General features: G+C 57.4%; 14 protein-coding genes. 9 read left to right on the forward strand and 5 right to left on the reverse strand.

Annotated features, from left to right (window positions below; all coding sequences use genetic code 11):
• Positions 1-13 precede the first annotated feature (13 nt).
• Positions 14-1057, forward strand: coding sequence for a methionine synthase (locus WA411_RS09705; protein WP_291906362.1), 1044 nt, complete (start codon positions 14-16; stop codon positions 1055-1057).
• An 11-nt stretch (positions 1058-1068) separates the two neighbouring features.
• Positions 1069-1605, forward strand: coding sequence for a flavin reductase family protein (locus tag WA411_RS09710; protein ID WP_291906679.1), 537 nt, complete (start codon positions 1069-1071; stop codon positions 1603-1605).
• Between the two features lie 2 nt (positions 1606-1607).
• On the opposite strand, the gene WA411_RS09715 is transcribed toward WA411_RS09710, so the two are convergent.
• Genes WA411_RS09715 through WA411_RS09725 form a run of 3 tightly spaced genes read right to left on the reverse strand, consistent with a single transcriptional unit; the run spans position 1608 to position 5891 of the window.
• Positions 1608-2153 carry a nucleoside 2-deoxyribosyltransferase gene (locus tag WA411_RS09715; RefSeq protein WP_291906360.1) on the reverse strand — a complete coding sequence of 182 codons (546 nt, stop codon included), beginning with the start codon at positions 2151-2153 and terminating at the stop codon, positions 1608-1610.
• A gap of 10 nt (positions 2154-2163) precedes the next feature.
• A complete protein-coding gene (ltaE, locus tag WA411_RS09720; RefSeq protein WP_291906358.1) occupies positions 2164-3174 on the reverse strand; it encodes a low-specificity L-threonine aldolase in 1011 nt (336 codons plus the stop codon).
• Positions 3175-3230: 56 nt separating this feature from the next.
• Complete coding sequence (locus WA411_RS09725; RefSeq protein ID WP_291906356.1) at positions 3231-5891, reverse strand: cation-translocating P-type ATPase; 2661 nt, start codon at positions 5889-5891, stop codon at positions 3231-3233.
• Positions 5892-6011: 120 nt separating this feature from the next.
• Here WA411_RS09725 and WA411_RS09730 point away from each other — a divergent pair, with 120 nt between their 5' ends.
• Positions 6012-7769 carry a DEAD/DEAH box helicase gene (locus WA411_RS09730; RefSeq protein ID WP_291906354.1) on the forward strand — a complete coding sequence of 586 codons (1758 nt, stop codon included), beginning with the start codon at positions 6012-6014 and terminating at the stop codon, positions 7767-7769.
• A 56-nt stretch (positions 7770-7825) separates the two neighbouring features.
• Here WA411_RS09730 and WA411_RS09735 read toward each other — a convergent pair whose 3' ends face one another.
• Positions 7826-8233: a hypothetical protein gene (locus WA411_RS09735; protein ID WP_291906352.1), complete on the reverse strand. Its 408-nt coding sequence runs from the start codon at positions 8231-8233 to the stop codon at positions 7826-7828.
• 150 nt (positions 8234-8383) lie between these two features.
• Between WA411_RS09735 and WA411_RS09740 the strand changes: the two genes are divergently transcribed.
• The 5 genes from WA411_RS09740 to WA411_RS09760 all read left to right on the forward strand — a co-directional run bounded on the left by WA411_RS09740 (position 8384) and on the right by WA411_RS09760 (position 11728).
• Positions 8384-9166, forward strand: a complete 783-nt coding sequence (locus WA411_RS09740) for a helix-turn-helix domain-containing protein (protein WP_291906351.1) — start codon at positions 8384-8386, stop codon at positions 9164-9166.
• A gap of 73 nt (positions 9167-9239) precedes the next feature.
• Positions 9240-9722 (forward strand): FKBP-type peptidyl-prolyl cis-trans isomerase, encoded by a 483-nt coding sequence (locus WA411_RS09745; RefSeq protein WP_291906349.1) that lies wholly within the window; start codon positions 9240-9242, stop codon positions 9720-9722.
• Between the two features lie 50 nt (positions 9723-9772).
• On the forward strand, positions 9773-10720 hold the full coding sequence (locus tag WA411_RS09750) for a DUF4124 domain-containing protein (protein ID WP_291906347.1): 948 nt from the start codon (positions 9773-9775) through the stop codon (positions 10718-10720).
• Between the two features lie 133 nt (positions 10721-10853).
• A complete protein-coding gene (locus WA411_RS09755) occupies positions 10854-11234 on the forward strand; it encodes a DUF6152 family protein (RefSeq protein ID WP_291906345.1) in 381 nt (126 codons plus the stop codon).
• A gap of 8 nt (positions 11235-11242) precedes the next feature.
• Positions 11243-11728 (forward strand): DUF6644 family protein, encoded by a 486-nt coding sequence (locus WA411_RS09760; RefSeq protein WP_291906343.1) that lies wholly within the window; start codon positions 11243-11245, stop codon positions 11726-11728.
• On the opposite strand, the gene WA411_RS09765 is transcribed toward WA411_RS09760, so the two are convergent.
• Positions 11711-12304: an NUDIX hydrolase gene (locus WA411_RS09765; protein ID WP_291906341.1), complete on the reverse strand. Its 594-nt coding sequence runs from the start codon at positions 12302-12304 to the stop codon at positions 11711-11713. The genes WA411_RS09760 and WA411_RS09765 overlap by 18 nt on opposite strands.
• Before the next feature lie 95 nt (positions 12305-12399).
• On the opposite strand from WA411_RS09765, the gene WA411_RS09770 reads away from it, so the two are divergent.
• Complete coding sequence (locus tag WA411_RS09770; protein ID WP_291906339.1) at positions 12400-13704, forward strand: ferredoxin reductase family protein; 1305 nt, start codon at positions 12400-12402, stop codon at positions 13702-13704.
• Positions 13705-14257 lie beyond the last annotated feature (553 nt).

Raw genomic sequence — 14257 nt, forward strand, 5'->3', positions numbered from 1 at the left:
TAGGTTACCCATCGTGAAAAAACTGTTACCTACTTCAACCGCCGGCAGTCTGCCAAAGCCGGCCTGGCTTGCTCAGCCCGAGACACTCTGGTCGCCCTGGAAGCTGCAGGGTGAGGAACTCGTTGAGGGCAAGCAGGACGCCTTGCGGGTGTCATTGCAGGACCAGCAACTGGCTGGCGTTGATATCGTCAGTGATGGCGAGCAAACGCGCCAGCACTTCGTGACCACCTTCATCGAACACCTCGACGGCGTTGATTTCGAGAGGCGCGAGACCGTTCGAATTCGTGATCGCTACGATGCCAGCGTGCCCACGGTGGTCGGTGCTGTGAGTCGCCAGAAGCCTGTATTTGTGGACGACGCCCGGTTCTTGCGTGAGCAGACCGATCAACCGATCAAGTGGGCACTGCCTGGCCCCATGACGATGATCGACACGCTGTACGATGCCCATTACAAAAGCCGCGAAAAGTTGGCCTGGGAGTTCGCCAAGATACTCAACCAGGAAGCCAGGGAGCTGGAAGCGGCCGGTGTGGATATCATCCAGTTCGATGAACCCGCCTTTAACGTGTTTTTCGATGAGGTGAATGACTGGGGCATCGCTGCCCTGGAAAAGGCCATTGAAGGGCTTAACTGTGAGACCGCCGTGCACATCTGCTATGGCTATGGGATCAAGGCCAACACCGACTGGAAGAAAACGCTTGGGTCCGAGTGGCGACAGTACGAAGAGATTTTCCCCAGGCTGCAAACCTCCAATATCGATCTGATTTCACTGGAATGCCAGAATTCGCACGTGCCGATGGAGCTGATTGAGCTGATCCGGGGCAAGAAAGTGATGGTGGGTGCGATTGATGTCGCCACCAATACCATCGAAACGCCGGAAGAGGTGGCCGAGACGCTCCGAAAGGCGCTCCGGTTTGTCGATGCCGACAAGCTCTATCCCTGCACCAACTGTGGCATGACGCCTCTCTCCCGCGGTGTGGCCAGCGGCAAGCTGCGAGCGCTGAGTGCCGGCGCTGATATTGTCAGGCGCGAGCTTTCGGTGACGGGAAGTCTCAAATGAGTGCGGATTTGATGACCCTATCGTCTACCAGCAGCGTTATCGAACCCGCGCGCTTTCGCGAAGCGCTCGGGCACTACGCCTCGGGTATCACGGTGATTTCATCTCTCGATGAGGGCGAACCGGTTGGTTTTACGTGCCAGTCGTTCTACAGCGTGTCGATGAACCCGCCGCTGGTGTCATTCAGCGTGAAGTCCAGCTCCTTCAGCTATCCGCGGATTCGCCGTGCCGGTCGATTCGTCGTCAATATCCTGTCCGCCGAGCAGGAAGCAATTTCCAATCTGTTTGCCCGCCAGGGCGCCGACAAATGGAAGGACGTCCAGTGGCAGGCATCGCCGCTGGGCAACCCGATCATCCCCGGTAGCCTGCGCTGGCTGGATTGCGAAATCCACGCTGAACACGCGGCAGGGGATCACCTGATCGTGATTGGCGAAGTGAGGGCGTTGAATGTGAAGGAAACCACAGCCTCCCGGCCATTGCTGTATTTCCGGGGCCAGTATTGTGATATCGCCGAGCAATGCGCGCACTCATTTGCTTCGCAAAACCAATAGTCTCAGGTGCTCGCCAGCGCCTCCACGCATAGACGGAACAGGTTCGCTGAGAAGAAGGAATGCTCGCCTGGCCGGTCTGCCACGAAGAGCTGGCCACCGGAGCTGTAGATGCCGCCCTCAATCATCAGGTTGTCGCTCATCTCGAAGTCTTCGATGCTGTGGCCCAGACCGTCCAGGTCGGTGCCGCCTGCCCGTTTCCGGTAGTACCGGTTATCCAGGGTAAACCCGAAGGCGGGCTTGCCCTGTCCGATCATGTAGCCGACTTCGAAGACCGTACCCGGGTCGGCACTGATGCCACGGAACGGGGTGAGGTTGGCGATGATGGCATCGCAGCTGTCCATCAGTTCGCGGTTGGCCCGGTAGATCCTATGGCCAAGCCTGAATTTCGCCTCGTGTTCGGAGGAGGCCAGTTCGGCGTCCAGCGGGTCTACGCCCTGCAAACCGTATTCCAGCAGAAGGCGCTTTTTCTCGGCCACGATGGCCTGGTGTTCTTCGGCGGGGAAGAAGACTTCCGGACCGGCGAGGTAGATACGTTTTGGTGTTGCCATGGAGCCCCCTTCAACCCTGGTAGAACTGCCGGATAGCATCCAGCAACCGGTCAACATCCTGGCGGTTGACGTCCAGGTGCGTCACGAAGCGAATGGGGTCTCCCGCTGTGATCAGTATGCCCTGGTCAGCCAGGTAGTCTCGCAGCTGCGCGGCTCTGCCGGACGTGCAGCGGGCGTAGACGATGTTGGTCTGAGTGCTGGCGGGGTTTATCTCCAGCTGCGGAATGTCGGCCAGGCCGGCGCTCAGGTACTCGGCATTCTCGTGATCTTCAATCAGTCGAAGTGGCCCTTTCTCAAGGGCGATGCGCCCGGCTGCAGCCAGTATGCCGGCTTGGCGCATGCCGCCACCCACCATTTTACGCAGCCGTGTCGCTCGCTCGATAAAAGCTTTCGAACCCAGCAGCAGCGAACCGACGGGTGCACCCAGCCCTTTTGAAAGGCAAACGCTCACCGAATCGTAGTACCTGGTGATGTCGGTAATGTCGCAGTTGGATTTCACGGCTGCGTTGAACACCCGGGCGCCATCAAGGTGCAGCAGCAGACCGTTTTCGTCGCAAAAGGCGCGGGCCTCGCGCTGATAGTCCAACGACAACACTTTGCCACCGATGGTGTTTTCCAGTGAGAGCAGGCGGGTAGGGGCGAAATGGAAATCGTCGGGCTTGATGGCGGTCTTGGCTTTGCCAAGGTTGATGCTGCCATCCGGCTCGTTCTCGATCGGTTGTGGTTGCACGCTGCCCAGGACAGCAGCGCCACCGCCTTCGTAGCGGTAGTTGTGAGCCGACTGACCACAGAGGTACTCATCGCCCCGGCCACAGTGGCTCATGATGGCCAGCAGGTTGGCCTGGGTGCCGGTGGCGGTAAACAGGGCCGACTCGAAGCCCAGCCGTTCGGCGGCGTAGGCCTGAAGGCTGTTCACGGTGGGGTCGTCGCCATAAACGTCGTCGCCCACCTCGGCGCTGGCCATGGCCTCGCGTATTTCAGGGGTAGGGCGGGTGACCGTGTCGCTGCGAAAATCGATCATGTGTTCAGTGTCCTGAAGAAAACCTGTTCCAAGCTTATCGGGATCTCACCACAGATTCACTGTCGCCGCTTCCTGATCAATACCTTGTGCAGTTCCTCGACAATGACAAGACTCATGGCAAGTGCGAGCAACTGCAGCCATTCCGCCAGGGATATGGGTTGAATCTGCAGGACATCGGAGAGCCCCGGCACATACATGGCACCAATGTGCGCCAGTTGGGCCAGGGGAACCGCCAGCATCAGGAACGGGTTGCGGAGCAGAGGAATGCGGAACAGCGAGCGGGATTCCGAGCGGCTGCTGAGCGCGTGAATGTTGCCGAACAGCACCATCAGCATCAGCGTGAGGTTGCGGGCTTCCTCAATGGTTTGGCCCTGGTCGAGCGTCCACTGGAAATTGAGGAAGGCAACAAGGCCCATCCATGAGCCCACCACCAGAACATGCTCAATAATGTGTTTATCGAACACGGGCTCGTGGGGAGAGCGCGGTTTCACAGAGAGCTCACCGCCTTCCTTCGGCTCGAAGGCGAGGGCCACGTCCTGGAAGCCGTTGGCAACCAGGTTCAGCCACAGGAGCTGTACCGCGATCATCGGCATCGGCAGACCGGCCATGACGCAGAGGAAAAAGAGCAGGATTGCGGAGAAACCGGTAGCAACCAGCAGCCCGATGACCTTGCGGATGTTGTTGTATACCACCCGGCCCTGCTCGATGCCGGCGACAATCGACGAAAAATTATCGTCGGTGACGATCAGGTCGGCCGTTTCCTTGGCCACATCGGTGCCTCGCTTACCCATGGCGATTCCGGCATGGGCCTGTCGCATGGCGGGGGCATCGTTCACACCATCCCCGGTAACCGCAACAAAATGGCCATCCCGCATAAAGCTGTCCACGATCTGGGCTTTTCGAGTGGGTTCTATGCGGGCGAATACCCGGGCGGGGCGAATGAGCTGATCGACGGCCTCCTGGCCTCGAGCGCTGGCTTCATCCAGCATCGGACCTGTTACGACGGTTGCGTCTGCGTCACACAGGCCCAGTTCCTGGGCGATCGATTTGGCGGTCGCCGGGTGGTCTCCGGTGACCATGGCGACCTCAATACCGCCGGTACGACACTTTTCGATGGCGTCGAAGGCTTCATGGCGAAGTGGATCAATCATGGCAACCATGCCGAGAAAGACCATCCCGGCCATTTCATGGTCGCCGTGGGCGGAGGTTCTCTTCGCAAGGGCAATAATCCGGTAGCCCCGGGAGGCCAGTTCGGTGAATTGACGCTCGAGGGCCGGCTTGTCGATGGCTATGGAGCCGTCCGCGGTGGTCATCCGGTCACACATGGCCAGCATTTTTTCGGGGCTGCCCTTGGCGTAAATCACGGTTTGATCACCAACCCGGTTGACCACGCCGCTGTAGGCCTTTTCCGACTCGTAAGGGATCAGGGCCACCTGTTCCTGCCGGGTTCGCAGGTCCGTGATGGACATACCCAGCTTCTTGGCCATCACCAGAAAGGCGATGTCTACGATATCTCCCTGGGAAACCCACTCGCCGCCGCTGTAGTCCAGGTGGCTTTCATTGGCGAGGACGCCTGCGACACAGAGTTCCCTGAGTGTTTCCTGGCCTGTCGCATCCATCTCGGTGCCGGCATGCCCTGTGATTTCCCCTCCCGGTGCCACGCCCTCGCCAGTAACCTCGAACTGCCGCCCGTCAGGCAGCATCACCCTGCGAATGGTGAGCTCGTTAACGGTCAGTGTGCCGGTCTTGTCGGAGCAGATGAGAGTGCAGGATCCCAGAGCCTCCACGGCGACAAGCTTGCGAATGATGACATTGCGTTTTGCCATTCGGGACATGCCAATGGCCAGGGCAACGGTGAGTGCGGCAGGCAGACCCTCGGGGATCACCGAAACCGCCAGGCCGATGGTCATGAGGATCATCTCCTCGATGGAGTAACCTCCATCCAGGATCATCAGACCTGCCAGGGCGGCAATAGCCGCCAGAATGCCGAAGGCGACCTGATAGGTGAATTTGCGGATCCGGATCATCAGCGGCGGCTCGGCCGAGGTTTTGCCGGTAACACCCTGGGCAATCTTGCCAAGCTGGGTCGCCGAGGCGGTAGCGATCACCCGGCCGCGCCCGCGCCCATGGGTGATTATGCTGCCGGCAAAGCACTGGTCAGCGCGCTCAGTCAGCGGGGTACTGTCATCGCTTGTGGTATCGACATTCTTGGCAACCGCCAGGGATTCCCCCGTCAACATGGACTCATCCACTGCCAGGCTGCTGGCGCTGAGTAACTGAAGATCAGCGGGTACCTTGTCGCCGGAGGACAGCAAAACAATATCGCCCGGAACGATCTCCTCGACGTCAACGGTGACAATCTGGCTGTCCCGAAGCACGTGGGCTGTCCCTTTCATCATTTGTTTCAGCGCAGCCGCCGCCTTCTGAGCCGAAAACTCCTGCACGGTGCCGATGATCGCGTTTATCAGCAGAACAATCAGAATAAAAACCCCGCTCGGGGTCTGGCCGAGGGCAAATGAAACCCCGGAAGCGATCAGGAGGATGTAAATGAAAGGGCTGAGGAACTGCCGAGCAAACAACTCTACAACACCCGGTATGGGAGGCGCGGGCAGCCGGTTGTATCCGAACTCCTCCAGCCGGGCACTGGCCTGCTGGCTGGTGAGGCCGCTCTCAGCAGGGGTGGGAGTGATGAGTGGCTCTGGGGCAGCGTCGTTCATGGTGGTCCAGGTTGGCCATTCAGGGAGACGGGACGGATCTCGTGTCGGTCCAAGGGTAAAGGTAATGGCATCTGCTAGTATGGCCAAATTTTCGTACTTAAGATGGCCAGATACTGCAACATGAGCGCTCCTTTCAAACTACGCCCGTACCAGCAGGACGCGGTCGAGGCCACGCTGAATCATTTCAGAAAGTCGGATGAGTCCGCCGTTATTGTGCTGCCAACCGGCGCCGGAAAAAGTCTGGTGATTGCCGAGCTGGCTCGTCTCGCCCGGCGGAAGATACTGGTGCTGACCCATGTGAAAGAGCTGGTCGAGCAGAATCACGCGAAATATGAGAGTTATGGGCTGGAGGGCGGCGTTTTTTCAGCTGGGCTGAAGCGCAAGGAACGCCACCATCAGGTGACCTTTGCCAGCGTGCAGTCAGTGTCGGCGAATCTCGATCAGTTCCGGGATGAATACTCTCTCTTGATCATTGATGAGTGCCATCGGGTCAGCGGTGAGGAAACCAGTCAGTATCAACGAATCATTGAACTTTTACGCGAGCAGAATGAGTCCCTGAAAGTGCTCGGGCTGACTGCCACACCTTATCGTCTTGCGATGGGCTGGATCTATCGCTACCACTATCGGGGCTTTGTTCGTGGTGAGGACGACAAGCCTTTTCAGCACTGCATTTATGAGCTGCCGCTGAGCTACATGATCAACCGCGGTTATCTCACCAAACCCGAACTCGTGAACGCAGCTGTGGCGCAATACGATTTCTCGGCGCTGCCGCAGGATCGCTTTGGCGAGTATGCCGAGAAAGACGTGAACCGGTTGCTGAGTAAGTACAAGCGAGTTACACGGGCGATCATTGAGCAGGTGATGGAGCTGGCCGCGGACCGCCAGGGTGTGATGATCTTTGCGGCCACGGTGGAGCATGCGCGGGAGATTACCGGGTATCTGCCGGAGCACGAAACCGCACTGGTGACGGGCGCGACCGATCTGAAGGACCGGGACTTGCTGATTCAGCGCTTCAAACAGCGGGAGCTCAAGTATCTGGTCAATGTGTCCGTGCTGACCACGGGCTTTGATGCGCCCCACGTGGACTTCATAGCCATACTGCGGCCCACGCAGTCAGTAAGTCTTTACCAGCAGATTGTGGGTCGCGGTCTTCGTCTGGACGAGGGGAAGCGTGATTGCCTGGTGATTGATTACGCCGGCAACCATGTGAACCTGCATCACCCGGAAGTGGGTGAGCCGAAACCGGACCCCGACAGCGAACCGGTGCAGGTGTTCTGCCCGGGCTGTGGGTTTGCCAATATCTTCTGGGGCAAAACCGACAGTGACGGTGGTGTGATCGAGCATTACGGGCGTCGTTGTCAGGGCCTGCTGGAGCCCGCGGGCAATGATGGCTTCGCCGGCCAGAGCCCGCAACAGTGCGATTACCGTTTCCGGTTCAAGGAGTGCCCACACTGCGGCGCCGAGAATGACATTGCCGCCCGCAACTGCCGTCAGTGCCAAAAAGCCATTATCGATCCGGACGATCAGCTCCGGGATGCCCTGAAGCTCAAGGATGCCATGGTGATTCGATGTGCCGGCCTATCGCTGGGCGCTGACGGCAGCAAGTTGAGGATCACCTATCACGGCGAGGATGGAGAGGAACTCAACGAATCGTTTGATTTCAGCAAACCGGGCCAGCGCACCGTCTTCAACAGGATATTCGGGCGTCGTTTTGCCAATGGCCAGGCCCCGAAAGTGTTCAGCTCAGTGGATGAGGTGCTTGAATGTCAGGCCCTCTTGCCGGCCCCGGATTTCGTGATCGCTCGCAAGCAGAAGCACTATTGGCAGGTGCAGGAGCGGGTTTTTGATTATCGGGGTAGTTTTCGGAAGGCGTATTGAAAACCCAGATTGGGTAAGAAATTACCCAATCTGGGTAGCGTTTTGGGGCTGATCCATCATCCGAACGCAGGCTGGGGTGGCTTACTGCCAGCAATCCGCTTCATCCAAGCCATGTCCAGTGGAACCAGCACGTTGAGGGCGAACAGCACCCAGCCCAACGGTTGGAGGCTCGGGGCAAACCAGATCATCAGGCCAAGGGCCAACAGGCTCCACGTGACATCCACCACTACCATCAGGTTGAGAAACTTTTCCTGCCATTGTTCCTTGCTGACGATAGCGGCCATATCCACGCACCACAGCAGCATGACGACGCCGACCACCAGATAGAAAGTTGCGCCAGGGCCACCCGCCCACTGGGCAATCGGCTCTGCAGCCAGGATTAGCGCCAATGCCAGGGGCGTGGAGAGGAAGACATCGCTCAGGATAATTTGCTTGACGCTGAATCGACGGACTAGGTTTTTCATGGGATCACCTCAATCGGGTTTCGCAATGGGTTGGACTACACTGCAAAGCTTCTACCCGGGCGGTGTTAGTCTCAATTACCTGTGAGGTAATGGTTTCGCCTACCCTCGACTACGATAATGATTGAACACTCGGAACTCACGGGAAAGTCAATGAGCGCCTTCGGTACGCTGTTCAGAGAAATGCGGCAGGGCAAGCGCCTGAGCCAGATGGATTTTGCCCTTGCCTGTGAGGTATCACCCAAACACATCAGCTTTCTGGAAACAGGCCGAAGCAAACCCAGCAAAGGCATGGTGTTGCATCTGGCGCAGATGCTGCAGACGGATCTGGCCGGAACCAACAGGCTTCTGTCGGCGGCCGGTTACAGCCAGGTTTACTCCGACCAGAATTTGAACGCGCCCGGCATGGCCATGATCCGGGAGGCGCTAGGGCACCTGTTGCAGGGACACCTGCCGTACCCGGCCGTGGTATTCGACCACGAGTATTATCTGGTGATGGCCAACCAGGCCATGCAGGCGATGATGGCGAGAATGATCGAGTTGGGGGCTCAGTTCCCGGCCCGGCCAAATTTTCTGTTGTCACTACTGGATGAACACGGCATGAAGCCATTCGTCGGCGACTGGGAAAATATTGCCTGCCACATGCTGCAACGGGTCTATCATGAGCATCTTGCCGGTCCCTTCCGGGATCAGCCCAATCGGTTGCTGGAGCAGGCTCTGACTGTGCCCGGCGTTCCTCCGAACTGGAAAAGCCATGTGGTGGAACACCTGGACTATCCGGCGATTCCCTTCACACTGAATCTGGGCGACCAACAGCTCAGAATCTTTTCCACCATCGCAACCATCGGCACCCCGCTGGATGTCACCGCTCAGAATCTGCGGATAGAGCATTTCTTTCCGATGGATGAAGCGAGTAAGGCATATTGGCAGGGATGAAGCCAATTTCCACTCTGAAGTCAAAGCCGCAGCCGGTTACAATGGCGCATCTTTAAACGTCGAAGAGAATCCTATGCCAATCGAAAAGAACCAGGTCGTCCTGTTCCATTACAGTGTCCGCGATGAACAAGATAACGTTGTTGAAGACTCCCACGGCGGCGAGCCGAACGCTTACCTCCATGGCCACGGCGGCATCATCAAGGGCCTCGAAGAAGCCCTGGAAGGTCGCGATGCGGGTGATACGTTCAGCGTCACCGTCACTCCGGAAAAGGCCTACGGACCGCGCAAGCCCGACGCCATTCAGCGGGTGCCGATCAAGCACTTGATGGGCGCCAAACGCTGGAAGGCAGGCATGGTTGCGCAGGTACGGACCGAACAGGGCCCGCGCCATGTGGTTGTTGCCAAGGTTGGCCATAAGTTTGCCGATGTCGATACCAATCATCCGATGGCGGGCAGAACCCTGACCTTTGACATCGAGATCCTGGAAGTCCGCGACGCCGATGCCGAAGAAATTGCACACGGCCACGTACATGGGCCGGGTGGGCATCATCATTGAAGACGTACATGGCAAGGAGTCATCTTGCCATCACCCTTGGGTAACGCGCAGTGTTTGAAAGGTTAAGGAAAACCATAGATCCCGTCCTGTTTTTCTCGCTGCTTTTGCTATTTGCGAGCGCAGGTCAGGCAAAGATCTATAAATGGGTTGATGAGGATGGAAAGGTTCACTTCAGCGACCGCCAGGACCACAGCATTGAGCAGGAAGTGGTGGACGTTAAGCCGGGTGTTTCGGAATGGTCGCGTTTCGAGATCGATATCAAAACTGTTGATGTTGAGCTGAGTGAACAGGAACACCAGCAGATCGTGGAGGGTGTGAACAACGTCTATGAGTTTTTTGACCGGGTGATGTCCTTTGATATGAACAGGACGGTACCGGTCAACATCCTGATCCTCAAGGACAGTACAGCCTACCGGAATTACCTCATCCGTCGTAACAGGGGGATGGCCGTTGCTTCTTACGGGATCTACATGTCCTCCGAGAACCAGATCGTCGTCTATATACGGAAAAACAGGGCTCTTACCTTTCCGACCATCAAGCATGAAGTGAGTCATGCGGTTGTTGATACCATCGTTCCCTATGCGCCCGCCTGGCTGAACGAAGGGCTGGCCGAGCAGATGGAGACCATCGAGCGTGATGAGTCGGGTTTGTATTTTGAGCGGCACCGCGAGAACAAATGGGTTGTTAACCAGGCCCGTGAACATGGTTCCCTGGCGGGTATCGACCAGCTATTGAAACTGCCCAGTAATAAGTGGCGTCATTCAGACCTGTCGGGGCGCGGAAGCTTGAGGGCCCAATCCGGCCAGTTCGTGTATTTCCTGCTATCCAATTCCACCCGCCGAAACTTTGTGGTTCGACTGATGCACAACTTTAATCGGGGTGATCGCACCATTTCTTATTATCTGGTCAACGACAATTACATCGGCGGTGTCGCTATGTTGGCTCTGGACTGGCGGCGCTGGTTGCATGATCAGGGGGCGGGTGTCATTCGGCTTTAGGGGTACTTTGCTGTTCGGGCACGAATTTCAGGCTTCCCTGTCCTAGTCTGGTGTGAAGGCAGATGCGTACCTGATTGAGGGGTTTGATTCAGGTGCGTCGTTGCCCCGAACAATCGCGATAGGAGGATTAGATATGCCTCAGCTTCGTTTTACCTACCTGATGTGTTTCGCTGTTCTTGCCGCTTTCCTCGCCGCCTCTTCCGCACAGGCCCATCACGGCTGGGCGTGGGCGACCGATGAGGAGTTTGAAATCACCGGTGTCATTCAGTCTGTGCGCCTGGGTAATCCCCATGGCGAAGTCACCATACGCGTGGATGGCGAGGATTGGGTTGTGGAAGTCGGCCAGCCCTGGCGCAACGACCGGGTCGGACTCACCAAAGAGATGTTGAGTCAGGGCCGGGAAATCACAGTGCATGGTCATCGCTCCGCCCGGGAAGGCGAGCGGCTGGTCAAGGCGGAGCAGGTTGTGATCGACGGGCAGGACTACAACCTGTATCCGGGCCGAACGTCCTGACACCCGGGATGATTGAGCAAGCGCTGGTTGCCATCGAAAACTTGGCTTTTGTCTCGGCCCTACGCAACTCCACATTCATGTACCCGTTGGTGAATGCCGGACATATCCTCGGGGTTTCGTTACTGGTAGGCGGCATCGTGCCGCTGGATCTGCGTCTGCTCGGGCTTTGGCGTAAATACCCGGTGATGGTGTTTGTCGATGTGCTTCGAATCTCAGCCGCGGTCGGTTTGGCGTTGGCCGTGGTTTGCGGAGCATTGCTGTTTACCACCGCAGCCCCGGACTACGCCACTTCGCCGCTGTTTCAGGCGAAGATTACGCTTGTCCTGCTGGGTGTGTTGAATGCGTTTGCGGTAGGCCGGTTAATGAAACTCCGGGATATACGGAGCCTCCCGATGAGGGCTCCTATGCCTGTGGTCCTCCGGGTCGGGGGCCTGGTGTCTTTGGCTGTCTGGATCAGCGTACTGATTCTCGGCAGGTTACTGGGGTATTTTTGACTTTGCTTTGATGTCTGCTGTCAGCAATTCCTGCAGCATGCTGTAGCTTAATCCCCAGATGCAGGCATCCTGATAGCGGCAGCAGGGCATGTTCAGCGTACCAAGAGGTGTTCGCCAGGGAAGCTGGCTCTGGTTCTCCCCGGCTGCAAGGTAGTCCAGGGGAACCCAGACCGCCCGTTCGACTTCATGGTTCGGCAAGATCGTCCTCGACCCGTGCCACTCGAACACGTGGGGAGTGACGACCATCGGGCGAAGGCGGCTGTGGTGTCGGGTGATCAGATCTGACAGTCGGGTTATGTATCGGCCATGGCGGCCAAGATCCATGCCGGTTTCTTCTAGCGTTTCCCGCTCGGCGGCGGCCCGGGCGGATTCATCTTCTGGTTGCAGTCGGCCTCCGGGGAAGGCCATATCGCCGGACCAGGGATCGCCTTCCCGACGCGCCCGCTGGATAAACAGCAGTTCCTCGTGGGCGTTTTCCATTCGCCGAAAGATCAGCGCGACTGACGCTCGGGCAAATCGACGCCGGAAAGGAATTTTTTTGGGGCGCAAATGGTTTACCCAGGACTTCGATTGCACGTAAAGCTGTCCTTTGATGTTTGATGGCTATAGTTAAACATATCCTGGACGAGCAGGGTGTTTGCGTTGCGATTTAGTTGGCATAGGTTCTGGAAATGAAGCCGTTTTTTCTGATTGCTGTATATCTTGGTGCTGTCACGTTGCCGTTGATCCTGTCCGCTGCGGTTGGGGGACCTCCGCGCGAATGGCACCAGGAACTCGCCTCGGGTCTGGGCATCCTCGCCTTCTCGATGATCCTTATGGAATTCATTCTCTCCGGGCGTTTCAAGGCCATTTCGAATGGCGTCGGAATGGATGTGACGATGCGGTTTCATCAGATTATGGCCCGTACGGCCCTGGTTTTTGCGCTTGTGCACCCATTTCTCTACCAGGAAACGCCCTCGGGAGGTCCCCGTCCGTGGGATCCCACCCGTGAATTGACGCTCACAACCGATTTTTCCGCGATTTTAAGCGGAATTGGCGCTTTTTTGCTTCTTCCCAGCCTTGTTCTCCTCGCCATCGGCCGGACCCAGCTGGACTATAAATACGAGACATGGCGCCTGATGCACGGGGTCGGCGCGCTTTTGATTGCACTTCTTCTGCTGCACCACACGGTCTATGGGGGACGTTACGGATCAGAGCCAGTGATGACCTGGGTTTGGCTGGCAATGACAGGAGTTGCGGTCGGGTCATTGCTCATGGTTTACCTGTGGGTTCCCCTTCAGAAAAGGGCACGCGCTTGGCGCGTGGTCTCCGTGAACCAGCTGACAACGAAGCAATGGGAATTGACCGTGGAGCCTGAAGGGCATGCGGGGCTGGATTACAAAGCCGGTCAGTTTCTGTGGCTGAATGTGGGGCACAGCCCCTTCTCGCTGAAAGAAAATCCCTTCTCTATTTGTTCGGCACCTGCCGAGGGACCACGGGTATCTTTCATGATCAAAGAGCTCGGCGACTTTACCCGCTCCATTGGCCAGATAGAACCTGGAACCCTTGCCTTCCTTGACGGCCCCTACGGCAATCTTTCTGTTGATGGTCGAGCGGAACCTGGGGTTGCCCTCATTGCCGGGGGAGTAGGACTAGCGCCACTGCTGGGTATACTCAGGCAAATGCGGGCCACCAACGATCCCCGCAAGGTGAGGTTGATCTATGGTAATCGCGTGATTGATCAGATCGCTCACCGGAAAGAGCTCGGGACCGAGGATGTGGTCTACGTGTTGTCGGAACCACCAGATAACTGGGAGGGTGAGACCGGCTTCATTGATGGCGCGCTGATCGACAGGGTTTTCTCCGAGGAAGAATTCAGCGAATGGCTCTTTGTGATGTGCGGGCCTGCACCCATGATGGATGTTGTTGAGGATCATCTGATCAAGCGAGGCGCGCCTTCCCACCACATCCTATCGGAGCGTTTCAGTTATGACTAATCCCATCAAGCGGGCAAGTCTACGGCGCCGGGTTTCCTGGATCGTCTGGGCAGTAAACATCGCGCTGTTCGCGACTCTCCTCGTTTTTGTGTTCCGTTCGGGGCTCTGAATCGCGGGTTCCGTACGCGCGAAAGGACTGGCACAGTGTTGTGTACTGCACCTGACAGGAGACTAGATGACGTTCGAGCATATTGTTCAGATAAACGACCTGACCAAGCCAGAGCTACCGGTCCTGACCCGATTCCAGGTTTGGGAAGGCCTTGTGCTCCGAGCCCGGCGCCTGGGGCGCTTTTTGTCCGCTTCCGGTATCACACAGCGAGCATCGAGAACCGCGGTGACTCGATGCCCTATGATCAGTATCTTCATGAAGCGTATGTGGCCACAGACGTGGAAACCATTCAGATCATACGGCAATTGGCGGAGACGGGTGTGTTCTGAAAGGCTTTGGTTTTGAGCCCAAGGTTGATTGGTGACTGTGTTGCTGCAGGTCCGAATAGGCTACTGTTCAAGGTAGTGGGAGCAGTTTAGATTGTCAGTTCCGGAATCTGGAGAA

This window comes from Marinobacter sp. CH_CUG1437-1 (genome assembly GCF_037029655.1).
Classification (GTDB): Bacteria; Pseudomonadota; Gammaproteobacteria; order Pseudomonadales; family Oleiphilaceae; genus Marinobacter; species Marinobacter salsuginis.

Bases quoted from the DNA above. Each gene is read 5' to 3' on its own strand.
- WA411_RS09735 (WP_291906352.1), bottom strand. From the start codon at position 8,233: ATGAAAAACCTAGTCCGTCGATTCAGCGTCAAGCAAATTATCCTGAGC.
- WA411_RS09725 (WP_291906356.1), bottom strand. From the start codon at position 5,891: ATGAACGACGCTGCCCCAGAGCCACTCATCACTCCCACCCCTGCTGAG.
- WA411_RS09710 (WP_291906679.1), top strand. From the start codon at position 1,069: ATGACCCTATCGTCTACCAGCAGCGTTATCGAACCCGCGCGCTTTCGC.
- ltaE (WP_291906358.1), bottom strand. From the start codon at position 3,174: ATGATCGATTTTCGCAGCGACACGGTCACCCGCCCTACCCCTGAAATA.
- WA411_RS09740 (WP_291906351.1), top strand. From the start codon at position 8,384: ATGAGCGCCTTCGGTACGCTGTTCAGAGAAATGCGGCAGGGCAAGCGC.
- WA411_RS09770 (WP_291906339.1), top strand. From the start codon at position 12,400: ATGAAGCCGTTTTTTCTGATTGCTGTATATCTTGGTGCTGTCACGTTG.
- WA411_RS09715 (WP_291906360.1), bottom strand. From the start codon at position 2,153: ATGGCAACACCAAAACGTATCTACCTCGCCGGTCCGGAAGTCTTCTTC.
- WA411_RS09745 (WP_291906349.1), top strand. From the start codon at position 9,240: ATGCCAATCGAAAAGAACCAGGTCGTCCTGTTCCATTACAGTGTCCGC.
- WA411_RS09755 (WP_291906345.1), top strand. From the start codon at position 10,854: ATGCCTCAGCTTCGTTTTACCTACCTGATGTGTTTCGCTGTTCTTGCC.
- WA411_RS09760 (WP_291906343.1), top strand. From the start codon at position 11,243: ATGATTGAGCAAGCGCTGGTTGCCATCGAAAACTTGGCTTTTGTCTCG.
- WA411_RS09730 (WP_291906354.1), top strand. From the start codon at position 6,012: ATGAGCGCTCCTTTCAAACTACGCCCGTACCAGCAGGACGCGGTCGAG.